17 protein-coding genes and 2 tRNA genes are annotated in these 16,778 nt (G+C 60.3%); 18 read left to right on the forward strand and 1 reads right to left on the reverse strand.

Annotated elements, in window-relative coordinates; genetic code table 11:
- Positions 1-11: 11 nt before the first annotated feature.
- The 4 genes from CHB73_RS00215 (at position 12) to CHB73_RS00230 (ending at position 3,597) form a co-directional block, all read left to right on the forward strand.
- Positions 12-677, forward strand: coding sequence for a phage protease (locus CHB73_RS00215; protein WP_179216824.1), 666 nt, complete (start codon positions 12-14; stop codon positions 675-677).
- Complete coding sequence (locus CHB73_RS00220; protein ID WP_089270884.1) at positions 670-1,029, forward strand: phage tail assembly protein; 360 nt, start codon at positions 670-672, stop codon at positions 1,027-1,029. The genes CHB73_RS00215 and CHB73_RS00220 overlap by 8 nt, the downstream gene beginning before the upstream one ends.
- Before the next feature lie 154 nt (positions 1,030-1,183).
- Positions 1,184-3,073, forward strand: coding sequence for a phage tail tape measure protein (locus tag CHB73_RS00225; protein ID WP_089270886.1), 1,890 nt, complete (start codon positions 1,184-1,186; stop codon positions 3,071-3,073).
- A 221-nt stretch (positions 3,074-3,294) separates the two neighbouring features.
- The gene (locus tag CHB73_RS00230; RefSeq protein ID WP_089270888.1) at positions 3,295-3,597 is read left to right on the forward strand and encodes a hypothetical protein; all 303 of its coding nucleotides are present in this window, start codon (positions 3,295-3,297) and stop codon (positions 3,595-3,597) included.
- 246 nt (positions 3,598-3,843) lie between these two features.
- Here the strand turns inward: CHB73_RS00230 and CHB73_RS00235 are convergent.
- A tRNA-Arg gene (locus CHB73_RS00235) sits at positions 3,844-3,920 on the reverse strand.
- A gap of 156 nt (positions 3,921-4,076) precedes the next feature.
- On the opposite strand from CHB73_RS00235, the gene CHB73_RS00240 reads away from it, so the two are divergent.
- The 14 genes from CHB73_RS00240 (at position 4,077) to CHB73_RS00305 (ending at position 16,749) form a co-directional block, all read left to right on the forward strand.
- Complete coding sequence (locus tag CHB73_RS00240) at positions 4,077-5,507, forward strand: Do family serine endopeptidase (RefSeq protein WP_089270890.1); 1,431 nt, start codon at positions 4,077-4,079, stop codon at positions 5,505-5,507.
- 61 nt (positions 5,508-5,568) lie between these two features.
- On the forward strand, positions 5,569-6,465 hold the full coding sequence (ispE, locus tag CHB73_RS00245) for a 4-(cytidine 5'-diphospho)-2-C-methyl-D-erythritol kinase (RefSeq protein WP_089272203.1): 897 nt from the start codon (positions 5,569-5,571) through the stop codon (positions 6,463-6,465).
- A tRNA-Gln gene (locus tag CHB73_RS00250) sits at positions 6,445-6,519 on the forward strand. Before ispE ends, CHB73_RS00250 begins: the two co-directional genes overlap by 21 nt.
- 22 nt (positions 6,520-6,541) lie before the next feature.
- On the forward strand, positions 6,542-7,486 hold the full coding sequence (locus tag CHB73_RS00255) for a ribose-phosphate diphosphokinase (protein ID WP_089270892.1): 945 nt from the start codon (positions 6,542-6,544) through the stop codon (positions 7,484-7,486).
- A 51-nt stretch (positions 7,487-7,537) separates the two neighbouring features.
- Entirely contained in the window at positions 7,538-8,137 is a 600-nt protein-coding gene (locus CHB73_RS00260) for a 50S ribosomal protein L25/general stress protein Ctc (RefSeq protein WP_089270894.1), read from the forward strand.
- A 104-nt stretch (positions 8,138-8,241) separates the two neighbouring features.
- Positions 8,242-8,889, forward strand: coding sequence for an aminoacyl-tRNA hydrolase (gene pth / locus CHB73_RS00265; RefSeq protein ID WP_089272205.1), 648 nt, complete (start codon positions 8,242-8,244; stop codon positions 8,887-8,889).
- Positions 8,890-8,937: 48 nt separating this feature from the next.
- Complete coding sequence (locus CHB73_RS00270) at positions 8,938-9,465, forward strand: CarD family transcriptional regulator (protein ID WP_089270896.1); 528 nt, start codon at positions 8,938-8,940, stop codon at positions 9,463-9,465.
- A 408-nt stretch (positions 9,466-9,873) separates the two neighbouring features.
- Positions 9,874-11,169, forward strand: a complete 1,296-nt coding sequence (gene rho / locus CHB73_RS00275) for a transcription termination factor Rho (RefSeq protein ID WP_218819319.1) — start codon at positions 9,874-9,876, stop codon at positions 11,167-11,169.
- Between the two features lie 133 nt (positions 11,170-11,302).
- Positions 11,303-12,787 (forward strand): beta-barrel assembly-enhancing protease, encoded by a 1,485-nt coding sequence (locus CHB73_RS00280; protein WP_089270900.1) that lies wholly within the window; start codon positions 11,303-11,305, stop codon positions 12,785-12,787.
- 40 nt (positions 12,788-12,827) lie between these two features.
- Positions 12,828-13,802 (forward strand): bifunctional riboflavin kinase/FAD synthetase, encoded by a 975-nt coding sequence (locus CHB73_RS00285; protein WP_089270902.1) that lies wholly within the window; start codon positions 12,828-12,830, stop codon positions 13,800-13,802.
- Positions 13,756-14,376: a macro domain-containing protein gene (locus CHB73_RS00290; protein ID WP_327438352.1), complete on the forward strand. Its 621-nt coding sequence runs from the start codon at positions 13,756-13,758 to the stop codon at positions 14,374-14,376. The genes CHB73_RS00285 and CHB73_RS00290 overlap by 47 nt, the downstream gene beginning before the upstream one ends.
- Before the next feature lie 17 nt (positions 14,377-14,393).
- Positions 14,394-14,945: an ATP-dependent protease subunit HslV gene (gene hslV, locus CHB73_RS00295; RefSeq protein WP_089270906.1), complete on the forward strand. Its 552-nt coding sequence runs from the start codon at positions 14,394-14,396 to the stop codon at positions 14,943-14,945.
- Positions 14,942-16,321: an ATP-dependent protease ATPase subunit HslU gene (gene hslU / locus CHB73_RS00300; protein WP_089270908.1), complete on the forward strand. Its 1,380-nt coding sequence runs from the start codon at positions 14,942-14,944 to the stop codon at positions 16,319-16,321. Before hslV ends, hslU begins: the two co-directional genes overlap by 4 nt.
- Before the next feature lie 8 nt (positions 16,322-16,329).
- Positions 16,330-16,749, forward strand: coding sequence for a PaaI family thioesterase (locus CHB73_RS00305; protein WP_089270910.1), 420 nt, complete (start codon positions 16,330-16,332; stop codon positions 16,747-16,749).
- The last annotated feature ends 29 nt before the right edge of the window (positions 16,750-16,778 follow it).

Raw genomic sequence — 16,778 nt, forward strand, 5'->3', positions numbered from 1 at the left:
GGAGGCAGAGCATGGACAAGGAATTCGCCTGCTGCGTTGACCTCGGGAGCACAGCCCCGGTCTTTGTGCAATTGCTTCCCGCCGGACCACAGATCAACGGAGTCGACGGACGGCGCTGGGTCTTTGATCAGGCCGCTGTTGACCAGGTGCTTGCAGCCTTTGCCCGGCGTAATCGTTCCCTGGTCATCGACTGGGAGCACTCCAGCCAGGTGCGCGCGGAGAAGGGGCTTGAGGCTCCGGCGGCGGGTTGGATCGTACGCCTGGAAGCTCGCAACGGCGAGCTGTGGGGTCAGGTGGAATGGACGCCGCGCGGCGCTGGCCAGATCACCCGGCGGGAGTACCGCTTCCTTTCTCCGGTCTTCCTCTTCGACAAGAACACCGGTCGCATTCAGGAGCTGAGCGGGGCCGGGCTGACCAATTCCCCAAACCTCAACCTCGTGGCCCTCAACAGGGCGGAGCACACCATACAGGCAACATCTCTCACCGAACCGGAGCTGGCCATCTGCCGCGCCCTGGACATCCAGCAGGGAGACTACGCCAAGACCCAACTCGCACAGAACAGAGAAAGGACCGGCACGAACACCACCGGCCTCTCCGAGATCGAGCTGGCCGTATGCCGCAACCTGGGCATTTCGCCCGAACAGTACATCACCGGAAAGGAGCATCCCAATGGCTAATCTCACGTTCTCCCTGCATTACGGATTGAAGATCGGAGAGGATGTTCTCAAGGAAGTCGTCTTACGCGAGATGACGGCGGGCGACATCCTGGACGCGAAAGAGGACGCCGAGAAGATGGTCCTGGCCCCGGAGGGACCGGTGCTTGTGACCAGCCCCACCCGGTTCGGCACGGAGCTGCTGCGCCGCCAGATCGTGAAGATCGGCAACCTCTCCGGACCGATTGCCCTGAGTGAGCTGAAGAGGTTGCACCCCGCAGACCTCAACATGATCCAGGCCAAGGCGGATGAAATTGATATCGCCCTGGGCCTGGAGCTGGAGCGCTTGAGCAAGGGGATTGACGGGGGGCGATAGGATCGGGTGGGCCGTGCAGTTTGAACGGCTCACCCTGCTCATCGCCGGACGCACCGGCTGGAATGAGGGAGACATTCACAGCCTCACGGTCAAGAGGCTCGCGCGTTATCTGGTGCACCTCCAGGCGAGCGCAAAACAGTAGCAAGGAGGCCGCATGGCGGCGATGAAAGCGTCAATCATTCTGGACCTGGGCGGCAATCTGGCTGCCCAGGCCAGGCGCAACGAGGCCGCCCTGGGCGGCCTTGCTCGTTCGGGTCAACGGGACATGGGACTGCTCTCCCGCTCGGCGCAGGCGGCAGGGCGCGGGCTGGATGCCTTGGGAAACAGGTATACGGCTGCCTTGGCCGGGGCGGGCGCTGCGTACAAGTCCGCCCGTGCGGTCATGGACTCCGCGCAGCTCGACAAGAGCCTGATCCGCGTCACGCAGACCGCCGGGGCAACGCGCCAAGCTGCTGCCGCCCTGCGCCGGGAACTGCTTGAAATGGCCAAAGAGACAGGCCAGTCCGTAGACGACCTGCTCGTGGGCTTCAACGCCTTGGTCGCATCGGGCATGGAATGGGACAAGGCCCTGGCCACCATCGGGCCGATCAACAAAGCCATGGCCGTCACGGGAGCCAACGCAAAGGTCTTGTCCGACGGACTCACCGTAGCCGCCGAGGCCTTCCAGTTCGATTTGAGCAAGCCAGACCTAGCGGCGCGAATGCTGGACAAGATGACCGTTGCGGGCCGACTGGGCAAAGTCGAGCTGGAAAACCTTTCCGGCGTATTTGCGGGCATCGGCCAAAATGCCAAGGCGGCGGGTATGTCCTTTGAGCAGACCCTGGGGTTTGCCGAAAAGCTCTCCATAATTGAGCAGAATCCCGACAGGCTGCGCACGCTAGCCGACTCGACCTTACGGCTATTCACCAATCTGAACTACCAAAAGAAGGCGAGTCAGGCCACGGGAGTAAGTTTCTACAATGCCAAGGGTGAACGGCGGGCAGCCATTGATGTCCTTGAGGACATCTCCGCGAAATACAAGAAAGCGACGACCGACGCCCAGCGCGATCGGTTCATTGATGCCGCATTTGGGGACGCGGACCTGGATACTAAAAAGGGCTTGGGCTCGCTGCTCAAGGGTGACGCACTCGCAGAAATGCGAGTGATGATCGGCAAAATTGAGCAGGCGAGCGGCGCCATCGCCAAAGACCTTCCCGACGCGCTGGCCAACTCCGTTGACCAGGTTGCGCGCCTGAAGGCTGCGCTTCGGCAGGCTGCTGACGGCTTCGCCAAGCCCGTAAACGAGACCATCCAGAACGCCATCAAGCACCTGTTGGATGAGCGTAAGCTCAGCGGTGAGCAATTGCTGGCGGGCGGAGCGGCGGCGGCGGGGATTGGCTTCGGCCTGGTCAAGGGCGGCGGCAAGTTGCTTCAGAAGGTCGGAGGCATGGGCGCTGGCGTGGCCACGGGCAAGGCGCTCCAGGAGTTCGCCGGGGTGACGCCTGTCTACGTGGTGAACATGCCCGCAGGAGGCCTTGGCGCGGGCGGCAACGCCGCAAACATTGGCGACGCTGTTGCGAAAGGCGGCGGCAAGTACGCCAAGCTGGGGACGGCTGCGAAATACGCCGGGCGCATCGGCATGGCCGTAGCCGTGGCGGATACAGGCTATGAACTCTACAAGGCCTGGACCGGGGACGGGACAACCGGAGAGAAGGTGAAGGCCACAACCAAGGGCGTGGGCGGCCTGGGCGGTGCCTGGCTTGGGGCGAAGGCAGGGGCGGCGGCTGGCGCGGGCATAGGCTCGCTGTTCGCTGGCGTGGGCGCTGCTCCTGGCGCGGCCATCGGCGGCCTGCTGGGCGGGATTGGTGGCTTTTTCGCAGGTCGGCTCGGTGGCGAAGCCCTTGGGGAGAAGCTCACGGCAGAAGACATTGGCAACGCAGTGGGCCGGAGCGTGAGCGAAAAGGAGGCACGCCTGCGCATCGATGTCACCGGTCCGGGCACCGTACGCGACCTGCACGCAAAGGGCTTTGAGCCTGATGTGTACACCGGGCTGTACATGTACTAGCCGCCGTAACATCAGGGGAGAAGGATGTATGGGCCGGGAAATGAAGTGTAGCCCCTGGCGGGACGCCATCCCGGATCAAAAGTCCGGCACCCCCGCATGGAAGCTCGAAAGCAACCACTGGCCCGGCGTTTTTCCAGTCTTCAGGGGCTACAGCTTCCCACTAGATTCTAAGGTGCAAGGCGTCAAGCCGCAAGGTGAATGACACGACGACAGGAGAGCCGATGATGATCAACAGCGACAATACCCAAATCCAACTGACTGATGTCGCCGACTTTGAGCGGATCGCAGCACTTGAAAAGCGTTTCGCCAAGCTTATGCAGGAAGCTCGTGAAGTGCTTCAGGAGTGGCATTTTGAGCGGTCGGGCCAGCTTGTCCTTGCGACAAATCCGACTGTGACGATGCGGGCTCTTGCTCGCCTTGTCTTGGCCAGCGGCGTGGAGCCTGGCCAGCCTCAAGCCTTGTTTGCAGAGGTCAGGGGCAAGGCTGCCAAGCTCCCTGTTTTTCGCGCTTACGCCAAAGGGTAAGAGGAACGCCTAGCCTTGCTCGTTGACGCTGTAGGCGGGTAAGGCTAGAGAAACCGCCAAGGCTGTCCCGATATGTCCCGCCTCATCCCGGCTAGTCCCAGGTGCCAAGTCACCTGCAACGCAGTGCCAATTCAAATGCAAGGTCAGTGGTTTACTCAGTGGTTTTCACCTGGAAACAGAATGGAGGCAATACACGCGAAAAAAGGCAGTCAACGCCAGGAATGACGCTAACTGCCTGTAATTACGTGGTGCCCTCGGCAGGAATCGAACCTGCGGCACCAGGATTAGGAATCCTGTGCTCTATCCGACTGAGCTACGAGGGCGTACGGGATACGCCGGAGATGGAGTCCTACACAATTCCACCGCCGCCTTCAAGGGCAATATTCCGCTCCGGAGAACGGCCCTGCGCGTCTTTACAAAAACAAACCCGCGCCTATAGTCACACAAACGCCGTCGGGGTGGCGGCGAGACATGGAGGTATGTGCATGAAAAAAATTCTGGCCCTGGCCGCTGTCCTCACCCTGCTCGCCCTGCCGGGCCTTGCCCAGGCAAAGGCTGGACTGCCGGATTTTACGGATCTTGCTGATCGCGCAGGCAAGGCGGTGGTCAACATCAGCACGTCAAAGAATGTCGCCAGCAGGGGCTCGCAATTGCAGGAGATGTTCAAAAACGCCCCCCAAAATCATCCTCTGCGCGATTTTTTTGAACAGTTCGAGCGCCATTTCGGCGTTCCGGATGCTCAACCCCGCAAGCTCAGTTCGCTTGGGTCCGGCTTCATCATCACCAATGATGGCTACATCGTCACCAACAATCATGTGGTGGCCGAGGCCGACGAGATCAAGGTCAAGCTTCTTGGCCGCGACAAAGCCTACGACGCCAAGATCATTGGACGGGATCCCGAAACCGACCTCGCGCTGCTCAAAATCGAGGCAGGCAACACGCTTCCCGTGCTCGAGTTCGGCAATTCCGATGCGACGAAAGTTGGCGAATGGGTGCTTGCCATCGGCAACCCTTTCGGCCTTGGCCATACCGTAACCGCGGGCATAGTGAGCGCCAAGGGACGCCACATCGGCGCCGGCCCCTTTGACAGCTTCCTTCAGACCGATGCCAGCATCAATCCCGGCAATTCCGGCGGTCCGCTTATCGACATGGACGGCAAGGTGGTCGGCATCAATACGGCCATCGTGCCCAATGGACAGGGAATCGGCTTCGCCACGCCCGCCAGCATGGCCGACAAGATCATCGCCCAGCTCAAGCACGGCAAAAGAATCAGCAGGGGCTGGCTTGGTATAACCATGCAGGACCTTGACGAGAATACCGCCAAGGCCGTGGGCCTCAAAGAGCCCAAAGGCATCCTGGTTTCCCACGTCATTCCCGGTGACCCTGCCGACAAAGGCGGTCTCAAGATCGGTGACGTCATCTTGCGGGTGAACGGCCAGAGCCTCGACGGCCCCAGCGCGCTGCTTTCACGCGTTGCTGCAATGCGCCCGGGCGAACGCATCCAACTCGGGGTTTGGCGCCAGAATCGTCTGACCGAACTCGCCGTCGTCCTTGGTGAACGCAAGTCGGCTCTTGTTGCGGAACAGCAGGACAAAGGACACGCCGAAAAGGCCCAGGCCGCCGTCCTTGGCCTTTTCATCAGGCCGGTTGACGGTGGTGAGGAGGCCCAGGCCCTTGGGCTGCAAAGGCCTCAAGGGTTGGTCGTCCTGGAGGTCAAGGCCGACGCGCCAGCATCACAAATTGACATCCAGCCTGGCGATGTCATCATTGAAGCCAACCAGCGCCCCACCAACACGGTGGCGCAACTGGCGAGCGTTGTCGGCGAATCCAGGCAAAAGGGCCTGGTGATGCTCCTCTTGAAGCGCCAGGGCCAAAACCTGCTGCGGGCCATTCCTCTGGACAAGAAGTAGCGTTCCGTGCAGAGGTGGGGGAGACATGCTCCCCCACCCCTGCAACCTTCCCCCCATCACTATGGCAGACATCCTCAAGGCTCCGGCCAAGATCAACCTGAGCCTCATGATCACCAACCGTCGCGAGGACGGCTATCATGAGATTGAGAGCCTGTTTGTTCCCGTGCCCGGTCTCGCCGACATTCTTGACGTGACTTCCGGAGCCCTCGGTTCGGAATGCGTGGTGGAATCGGATCTGCCGGACTGTCCACTTGAGCGTAACCTCGTCTGGCGCGCGTGGCGCGCCTACGCGTCCGCAACCGGTTATGCGCCTGACCTGCGGGTGCGCCTGACCAAACGCATTCCCACCGGTGCTGGGCTGGGCGGGGGAAGTTCGGATGCTGCGGCCATGCTGCACTGGCTCCAGGCGCGCGCCGGGGAGAAGGCGCTTGATGCGGAAGCCTTGAACACCCTCGCTGCGGGTCTAGGCGCTGATGTGCCTTTCTTCCTTCTGGGGCGGCCGGCCGTTGCACAAGGCATTGGCGAGAGGCTTACCCCCGCGGCCCTTGATCTTTCCGCTTTTACCTTGGTTTTGGCCATGCCTCTGGTGCATGTGTCCACCCCGTGGGCCTACGGCGCGTACGACGAGTTCGAAGCTGAAAAAAAACGCACGCGCCCTGAAGCTGAACCCTTGACAACCCTGGCGCGCGCTACTAAGAAGCGTGTTTCCCTTTCGCCTGTTGTGGCCCGGAACGACTTTGAACCCGTTGTCTTCCAGGCCAAGGCAGCGTTGCGCGCGATCAAGGAACGGTGTTTACACCTTGGTGCGTCTTGCGCGGTCATGAGCGGAAGCGGTGCGGCCATATCCGCCCTGTTTCGGAACGCCGATGCGGCCCGGAGCGCCGCACATGCGTTGAGGCAAGATGGTTTTCCCGTCCATGTGGAGACCCTGACCAACTGGGGTGTTGCCAAGTGGTAAGGCGACGGGTTTTGGTCCCGTTATTCGAGGGTTCGAGTCCTTCCACCCCAGCCATAGCACGCGAAGGAAGCGAGAAATGACCGGCACCTGCGACTTGAAGATCCTGAGCGGTTCGGCCAACGTCGACTTGGCCGAGGCGATCTGCGGCCATATCGGCTGCCGCCTGACCCCTGTTCTGCGCGAACAATTCAGCGATGGCGAAATTCGTATTGAGATCGGCGACAATGTCCGTGGCGATGATGTGTTCGTCGTGCAGCCGACATGCTCTCCGGTGAATTACCACCTGATGGAGCTGTGCCTGATGATCGACGCGCTCAAGCGAGCCAGCGCCCGTCGCATCACCGCCGTTGTCCCCTACTACGGCTATGCCCGCCAGGACCGCAAGGTCGTGCCCCGGGTGCCCATCAGCGCAAAACTTGTTGCGGACTTCCTGTCCGTGGCCGGAATGCACAGGCTCATGACCATTGACCTGCACGCCGGCCAGATTCAGGGATTCTTCAACTGCCCGGTGGACAACCTCTTTGCCGCTCCGGTTTTCCTTGATTACTTCCGAGACCTTGGCGACGAACTGGTCGTTGTCTCGCCTGATGCTGGCGGCGTGGAGCGCGCGCGCGCCTACGCCAAGCGCATGGACGCCGGACTGGCCATTGTGGACAAGCGCCGCGATGCCCCCAATCAGGCCAAGGCCATGAACCTCATCGGCAACGTTCGCGGCAAAACCGCCATCGTCCTTGACGACATGGTCGACACAGCCGGGACCATGTGCGCCGCCGGACAGGTGCTGGCCGAAAACGGCGCCAACAAGGTGTTTGCCTGCGCCACGCACCCTGTCTTGTCGGGACCGGCCATCGAACGTCTGGACAAATCCGTGTTTTCCCAGATACTGGTGACGGACACCATTCCACTGGACGTGCGCAAGCGCACCTGCCAAAAGATCAAGGTGCTGTCCGTGGCCGAGCTGCTATCCAGAGCAATCATGAACGTGCACGGCGAAACGTCCGTCAGCGTTCTTTTCGTGTAAAACAAGATTTCTTGCGGTACGCTAAGCCCGCTTGAGAAAGGAGACGACGACATGGCTGAACTGATGACCCTCACTGTGCGCCCCCGCGCTGAAAAAGGCAAAGGCCCCTGCCGCCGCATCCGCACCAGCTCCCTGGTGCCCGGCATCTACTATAACAAGCAGGGACAGAACCTGCCCGTGCAGGTTGAGATGCTGCCGCTGACCAAGCTGTATTCCAAGCTTGGCGCCTCCCGCGTGTTTAATCTGCAGGTCGAACAGGACGGCAAGGTCGAGACTCTCCCCGTGCTCTTCAAGAACGTTCAGTACGACCCCATCAAGTCCAGCCCCATCCATGTCGATTTCTACGGTGTCGATCTTGACCGCGACATCAAGGTCGAGGTCCGCGTGGTGGTCGAAGGCAAGGCCAAGGGCATCATCCTGGGCGGCCAGCTGGAGATCTTCCGCAACAGCCTTGAGGTTGTGTGCAAGCCGCTTGATGTTCCGCAGAAAATCGTCATCGACGTGACCGACCTTGACATCGGCGTCAACCTGCATGTCGCGGACGTGAAGCTGCCGGAGGGCGTTCGCGCCGTCTATGATGACAACTACGCGGTTGTCGGCGTTGTGGCTGTCGAATCCGATGAGCCCAAGGCCGAGGCCGAAAGCAAGTAGCGCCACGTCTTCCGACGAGCCTATCTGACGGCGGGGGGGCCCCATGCTCCTCCGCCGTTTTGTCCTTCAACATCCGCCTTGATTGTGTGGATTCCCCGGTCGCCATGGATTCAATCTCCCTCATTCTCGCCCTCGGCAATCCCGGATCGCAATACGAACGAACCCGTCACAACTTCGGGTTCCTGCTCGCAGACGCCCTGCTCGCCCAGGCCGCCGAGCGCAAAAGCATGGCTTTGAAGACCTTGCGCACAGGGGGAGACTTCGACCTCTATTCGCTGGTGTTCGGCGGCAAAAGCTGTCTCTTGGCCAAGCCGCTTACCTACATGAATCTTTCCGGCAAGGCGGCAGCGAGAATTTTGGGGCAGCACGGTATCGACCCGATGGAAATGCTTGTGCTGCACGATGAACTGGACCTTCCGCTTGGCCGCATGAAGCTCAAGCGCGGTGGTGGAGCGAACGGGCACAAAGGCATCGATTCCATCGTCGAGCATGTTGGCGCCATTGATTTTTTGCGGCTGCGCCTCGGCATCGGCCGTCCGCGCTTTTCTGCCGATGTCGTCCGTTTTGTGCTGGAGGAATTCTCTCCAGACGAAATGCGGACCGTTGACCATGTGCGCCAGGCAGCGCTCAAGGGGCTTGCCCTTCTGTTCCGCCGCGGCCAGGCAGAGGCGGTGCAAATGCTCAATGCGTTCCGCCCGCCCGAGGGAAGCGACACGCTTCCAAAGATGGACACTCCCGGCGCAATGGGATAGAGTTCACATTCACCGGTAGTGTTTTCCCCCCGCGTGGAAGGAGCAGGAGTGTTTCAGATCAATGAGTTGGTGGTCTACCCCGCACAGGGGGTCGGCCGCATTGAGCGCATCGACAGCCAGGAGATAGGCGGAGTTCGTGCGGACTATTACATCGTCCGCATTTTGAGCAATTCCGTCACGCTCATGGTCCCGGTCAAGAACGCTCGCAACGTCGGGCTGCGCCATGTGTGCAGCCTGCGCAGCGGTCAGGAGGTGTTCGAATCCCTCAGAGACCGCTCGGATTTCACCGGCTACACCGGGCAAAATTGGAACCGGCGCTACCGCGAGTACTCCGAAAAGCTGAAGAGCGTGAACTTGGCCGATGTGGCCTATGTACTCAAGGAATTGTTTCTTATCGGGATGGACAAGGAACTTTCCTTTGGAGAAAGGCGCCTGCTTGAGCAGGCCATGACCTTGGTGACCATGGAACTGGCCTATTCCCTTGGCCGCGATCAGGCGGACGTCAAGGCGGACATCAACGAAATGTTCGCAGATGTCATCATGAAACAACAGGAAAAGTTGCAAAAGACCAAATAGCCCCCTTGTCAACGCCTTTTCTTTGATGTAGGCGCTAGTTTCAGCGCATTCGCGCGGCATATTCCCCACCGAAGCAGGCACACACCACTCGAATACCCTTTCGCATTGGTACGGCACACGGAATATGACCCGCCATGTCCAGCAATGATGCTGGGATCTGGATGCACAACTCCAGCTGCGCATGTCCCTGATACTGCTGTTTGCCGAATGCTCTCCTCATTGAAGGTGAGCGTCACATCCTTAAACCTCATCCAACGGAGCGTGAGGCGTTCGATGCCCCGCGAAAAACACCCCAATCAAGCTCATAAAAGTCGTTCCCAGGACCGTTCGCATGACCGTTCGCACGATCGCTCGCAAGATCGAGCCGAACGCTCCCAGGAGCGGGTGCAGGACCGCCAGCAGGATCGCATGGCGGACTTTGTCGAGGAGGAGTACGTCACCACCTCCGAAAACAAATTGAATCTAACCGAGCTCAAGCAGAAAAGCATGCCGGAGCTCATGGAGTTGGCGAACAGCTTCAAGATTGAGAACCCAAGCAATCTGCGCAAGCAGGAGTTGATTTTCGCCCTCTTGCAGGAATGCGCTTCGCAGAACGGCCAGATTTTCGGCGAGGGCGTCCTTGAAATCCTGCCCGACGGGTTCGGGTTCCTGCGCTCCCCGCTGTATTCCTACATGCCGGGCCCAGACGACATTTACATTTCCCCCTCGCAAATTCGCCGCTTCGGCCTGCGCAAGGGCGACATCATCTCCGGCCAGATACGTCCTCCGAAGGAAGGCGAACGGTACTTCGCTCTTTTGAAGGTCAGCGAAATCGGACTGGAGCCGCCAGAGGCCAGCAAACACTTGGTTCTTTTCGACAACCTGACGCCGCTCTATCCGGACAAGCGCTTTGTGATGGAAAACGGAGCGGAAAATTACGCATCGCGCGTCATTGATCTGCTCGCCCCCATCGGCCGTGGACAACGTGGCCTCATCGTGGCCCCGCCGCGCACCGGCAAGACCATGATGCTCCAGACCATCGCCAACTCCATCAACGCCAATCATCCGGAAGTCTACCTCATCGTGCTGCTTATTGACGAGCGGCCCGAAGAGGTGACCGACATGGAACGCACCGTTCGCGCGGAGGTCATCAGCTCCACCTTTGATGAACCGCCCACCCGGCATGTGCAGGTTACGGAAATGGTCCTGGAGAAGGCCAAGCGTCTGGTGGAGCGCAAGCGCGACGTGGTCATCCTGCTCGACTCCATCACGCGCCTGGGCCGTGCGTACAACGCTGTCACGCCGTCATCTGGTCGCGTTCTTTCCGGCGGCCTGGACGCCAACGCCATGCAGCGTCCAAAGCGCTTCTTCGGCGCGGCGCGCAACATCGAGTCCGGCGGCAGCCTGACCATCATCGCCACTGCCCTCATCGACACCGGCTCCCGCATGGACGAAGTGATTTTCGAGGAATTCAAGGGCACAGGAAACATGGAGATATACCTGGACCGCCACCTTTCCGAAAAGCGTGTGTTCCCGGCTATCGACATCAACCGCTCCGGCACCCGCAAGGAGGAACTGCTCCTGGACGAAGAGGTGCTGAACCGCATGTGGATCCTGCGCAAGGTGCTTTCTCCCATGAACTCCATAGATTCCATGGAGTTCTTGCTGGACAAGATGCGCAAAACCAAGAACAACAACGAATTCCTCAATATCATGAACAAGTAACATACCGTAATCTCAAGGTTACTCTAAAGAAGGGTGCGTCTGGTGCGCATCCTTTTTTCTTTTCCGGACCTGTGGTAGGAATCCCCTCACATGGTCATCCGCTTTTTGGACGGCCGAAACGCTGGATGCGCGCATGAACCACCGCCTTCCGATTCCGAATCCAATCCGTGTTGCCCTGCTTGCGGCCTTGATCTTTTTCCTGTCCTGCCGTGGGGTTGCGTTTGCATCCGTATCCATCGCTGACGAAATTGAAATGGGCCGAAAGTTCGACGAAACCATCCATGCGCAAATGGCATTTGTCGAGGACCCTGAAGTCATATTCTATGTGACGGGCGTGGTTGATCGGGTTGCCTCGGCCCTGCCGCCCCAGGCCTACCCCATCCGAAGCGCAGTGGTCGCCAACAACAGCATGAACGCCTTCGCCATCCCGGGCGGGTATATTTATATTTTTACGGGTCTTATTCTTGGTGTCGAATCCGAGGACCAACTGGCCGCGGTCATTGGCCATGAACTTGGACACGTGACGGAACGGCATGTGGCCAAGCGCATGGAGCAGATGAAGTATCTGAATATCGCCTCGCTTACCGGCATGGTGGCCGGGGTGCTGCTTGGCGCTTCCGGTGCAGGCGGCAATATCGCCAACCTGGGCGGCGCCCTTACCCTAGGCAGTGCGGCGGGAGCCCAGTCGGCCTTTCTCATGTATACGCGCGAAAACGAGCGCGAGGCGGACCATGTAGGCCTGAACTATCTCGTCAAGTCAGGCTACAATCCGAATGCAATGCCGCAGACTTTCGAAATAATGAACAAAAAAAGTTGGTTCATGAGTGGTGACAACATCCCCTCCTACCTCTCCACGCACCCAGGCCTCGATGAACGCATCGTGTACCTGCGTGACCGCATCAAGCACATGCCTGCCGACGTGCTGACCAGAGACTTCAAGCGTGACCGCTTTCAGCGCGTGCAGACGATTCTGCGCGCCAGGATGGTCAGCCCGGAGACCGCCCTCGCCTATTGGGACAGCAAACCCCAGACCCAGCTGACCTGCCTGGACCAGGCCGGACGAGGCATTGTGCTGGACCGCCTGAAGCGCCAGCAGCAGGCCGAGCAGGCGTTCGCAAAGGCTCTGGGGTGCGGTCCGGATGATCCGCTTGTGCTGCGCGAGGCAGGCATCTTTTATTTCAATCAAGGCAACGCCAACAAGGCTGCGCCGCTTTTGCAAAAAGCAGCGATTCTGAACCCACGCGATGCAATGAGCATGTTCTTCACCGCGCGCATCATGGCCGAGCGAAAGGACTACGCTGGCGCCATCAGCCTTATGGAACGCGTCGCCCGCGAGGTTCCCAAGGATTCCGAAGTGCGCTACCACCTTGGCCGCATTAAGGGGGAAAGCGGGGACATTTTTGGCGCACACATCCAGTTAAGCTATTCGTCGCATTTCGGACGTGACAAGCAAAAGGCTCGTTTCCATTTAGACAAGGCGCGCTCACTGGCCCAGACCGATGCGCAGAAGCGCCAGCTTGAAGAACTTGAGCGCACAATTTCCGGTCCAGGCGAGGACAAAAAAAACAATGGCAAAGCAGAAGGCGCGAAACTCAACCGTATGCGCCTCTTTCGCTAGTTCCGCGCACGCACAGTGAACAAGGATACCTTCACTCCTCATGATCGCCGCACGCACTTTGGATGAACTCCGTGATACGATAACCGGTTCTTGCGTCACCATCGGCAACTTCGACGGCGTCCATCTTGGGCACCAGCGTCTCATCGCCCGCACCTGCGCCAAGGCGCGCGCTCGCGGACTCGTCTCCGTTGTAGTCACGTTCGATCCGCACCCAATGACTGTGCTCATGCAGCACAAGACTCCGCCATTTCTTACCAGCACCAGCCAAAGGCTTCGGCACCTTGAACGCCAAGGCCCCAATGTGGCCCTGGTGCTCGAGTTCACGCGGGAAATGGCCTCGCTTGAGCCAGAGGAATTCGTCCAGCGGTATTTGCTGGATGGCTTGTCCATGCGTGAACTCGTGATTGGATACGACTACGCCATGGGTAAGGGCAGGCGCGGGGACCATGATTTTCTCGCAAAGCTCGGCCAGGAAATCGGCTTCGGGGTGGAGCGCCTTGATCCGGTCATTGTGGGGGGGGCTGTCGTCAGCTCAACCCGCATTCGCGATCTCATCCAGTCGGGCAACGTGTGGGATGCCCGCCCCCTGCTTGGGCGTTTCTTTGAGGTGGAAGGCGAGGTGGTGGACGGCATGAAGCGCGGCGCGGCAACGCTTGGCTTCCCCACGGCGAACTTGAAGCTTGAGGGAACGCTTCTGCCAAGGCCTGGGGTATACGCCGTATGGGCCGAACTGGATGGTGAGATCCATCAGGCTGTGGCCAACGTAGGCGACAACCCTACCTTTGGCGATACGGGCCTGACGCTTGAAGCGCATGTTCTGGATTTCAATCGCCGCATCTACGGCGAGCGGCTGCGTTTGCATTTCGTGCAGCGTCTGCGTGGGGAACGCAAGTTCGAGAGCATTGCAGCCCTCAAAAATCGCATCGCCGACGACGTGCGTCTGGGCAGAGTCATTCTCGACACGCCGGATGCGCAATTATCAGCCGAGCCTGGGCTGGCCGCTTCCAACGATTGACCGGCAGGCCGCCATGTCCGTCTGGAGATTATCGTCAGGATATCTGGAACTTGTCCAGGGCGATTTGACACAGGCTCCAGTTGACGCCATCGTCAATGCCGCCAACCCAGGCCTGCTTGGCGGCGGCGGCGTGGATGGCGCCATTCACGCCGCTGCAGGGCCGGAACTGCTTGGGGCCTGCCGAGAACTTCTTGGGGGAATGGGCTGCCTCGCTACTGGGCAGGCGGTGATTACGCCCGGATTCCGGCTCCGCGCGCGCTTTGTCATCCACACTGTCGGGCCCATATGGTACGGCGGGGGACGGAACGAAGAGGGATTGTTGCGCTCCGCCTATCTGGAAAGCCTGCGCCTGGCCCGAGCAAACGATCTTGAAAACATCGCATTTCCGGCCATAAGCTGTGGCGCTTACGGCTATCCGCTCCACCTCGCCGCGCCGACGGCGCTTGGCGCGTTGCGTCACGGGCTTGAGCTTGGCCTCGCCAAACATGCTGGGCTGTGGCTGCATGGACCGCAGGACTTTGATTTCTGGAGCGGCAAGGCCAGGGAACTCCTTGGACCGCCGCAGACGTTCTAGAGATGCAAGGAGAACATATGGACATCCACGGGACCACAATCCTTGCCGTGCGCGGCCCGGAAGGCACGGCCATGGCAGGAGACGGACAGGTCACTCTTGGTCAGAGCGTGGCCATGAAGCATACGGCAAAAAAAGTCCGAACCATCTACAAGGGACGGGTAATGGTCGGTTTTGCCGGAGCCACAGCAGATGCCTTCACCTTGTTTGAGCGCTTTGAAAAAAAGCTCGAATCGCATTCAGGCAACCTTACCCGCGCCGCTGTGGAACTGGCCAAGGACTGGCGGACGGACAAGTATCTGCGCAGACTCGAAGCCATGATCCTCGCAGCAGACGCTGAGACCATCCTGCTCATCACGGGAACCGGCGACGTCATCGAACCGGACGACGCCGTGGCCGCCATCGGCTCCGGCGGCTCCTACGCGCTGGCTGCGGCCCGGGCACTCAAGCGCCACACCCAGATGGACGCCAAGGACATCGCCATGGCCGCCATGCGGATCGCCGCGGAGCTGTGCGTCTTCACCAACGACAACATCACCCTGGAGACCAGGGAGCGCGAGGTCGCCAAATGAGCTCCCTCACCCCACGCGAGATTGTGTCCGAACTGGACAGATATGTGGTGGGCCAAGCCGAGGCCAAACGCATGGTGGCCATCGCCATGCGCAACCGTTGGCGCAGGCAGCGGCTCGATTCGGAGTTGCGCGATGAAATTGCCCCGAAAAACATCATCATGATGGGGCCCACCGGGGTTGGCAAGACCGAGATCGCCCGCAGGCTCGCCAAGCTTGCCAAAAGCCCGTTCCACAAGGTCGAGGCCACAAAATTCACAGAGGTTGGCTACGTAGGCCGCGATGTGGAATCCATGATTCGTGATCTCATGGAGATAGGCATCAACATGGTGCGCGCGGAGGAACGCGAGAAGGTGCGCGTCCGGGCCGAAAAGCACGCCGAGGATCGCTTGCTGGACCTGCTTTTGCCCGGCAGCATCCCCAGTCCTGGCGGGTACTCGTTCACTCCGCTGGGCGAATCCGCTGCTTCCCCGTCCGGACCAGGAGTCCCTACGGCCAACGAATCGACGCGGGAGAAATTCCGCCAGCTGTGGCGCGAGGGAAAACTCGACGAACGGCTCGTCGAGCTGGAGGTTGCCGATCAGCACGCTCCGGGGGTGTCCATCCTGGGCATGCCTGGCATGGAAGACATGGGCGGCCAGATGCAGGATATGCTTGGGCGCTTTTTCCCCCAGAAGAAGCGCCTGCGCAAGATGAAGGTCAAGGATGCCTTTGGCGCGCTGGTGCAAGAAGAGTCGGACAAGCTTATCGACATGGACAAGGTGCAGGACACCGCACGCGAGCGCGTGGAGCAGTCCGGAATCATTTTTCTCGATGAGATAGACAAGATCGCGAGCCGTCAGGACCATGGAGGTCCGGACGTGTCGCGGGAAGGCGTGCAGCGTGACCTGCTGCCCGTTGTCGAGGGCTGCGTGGTGAACACCAAATACGGCATGGTCAGAACCGACCACATCCTGTTTATCGCAGCCGGAGCCTTTCACTATGCCAAGCCGAGCGACCTCATCCCCGAACTGCAGGGGCGTTTCCCGCTTAGGGTGGAGCTCTCGCCCCTTGGAGCCGAAGAATTCCACCGCATCCTCACCGAGCCGCAGAACGCCCTGACTGTGCAGTACTCTGCCCTGCTCGCCACCGAAGGCCTTGCGTTGAGTTTTACGGACGACGCCTTGAGGGAAATCGCCGCCACCGCCCAGCGCATCAACGACGAGACGGAGAACATCGGCGCGCGCAGGCTGTACACCATAATGGAGAAACTGCTCGCCGAGCTCTCCTTTGACGCGTCCGACCGGGGGGGACAAACCATGGTCGTCGATCGCGATTACGTGCGCGGCCAACTCGCGGACATCGTCGAGAATCGGGACCTGTCCCGCTACATTCTCTAGGAGGCGAGATGGATTTCTCCCGGCTCACCGAGATCATTGAGGATGGGCTTCCCTTCAACAAATGGCTGGGCATCAAGGTGGTGGAGCTGGGCGAGGGGGCGGTAAAGCTCAGGATCCCTTTCAAGCCCGAGCTTGTCGGGGATCCCAGGCGCCCGGCGCTGCACGGCGGGGTGCTCTCCACCCTTGTGGATGTCACCGGCGGCTTCGCCGTGTGGACTTGCTGCCGCCTGGAAGACCGCATCGCCACCATCGACCTGTCCATCGACTACCTGCGCCCTGCCGCGGCGGAGGATCTCTGCTCCGAGGCAACCGTGCGGCTTATGGGCAACCGCGTTGGCAACGCCAGCGTCACCCTCTGGAACGCGGGCGATCCGGGCAGGCTGGTCGCGGCGGGCCGCGCCGTGTACAACATCCGACGCGGCAAATGAAACAGGCCGGGGCGTTCCCGGCCTGTTTC

Source organism: Humidesulfovibrio mexicanus (assembly GCF_900188225.1).
GTDB lineage: Bacteria > Desulfobacterota > Desulfovibrionia > Desulfovibrionales > Desulfovibrionaceae > Humidesulfovibrio > Humidesulfovibrio mexicanus.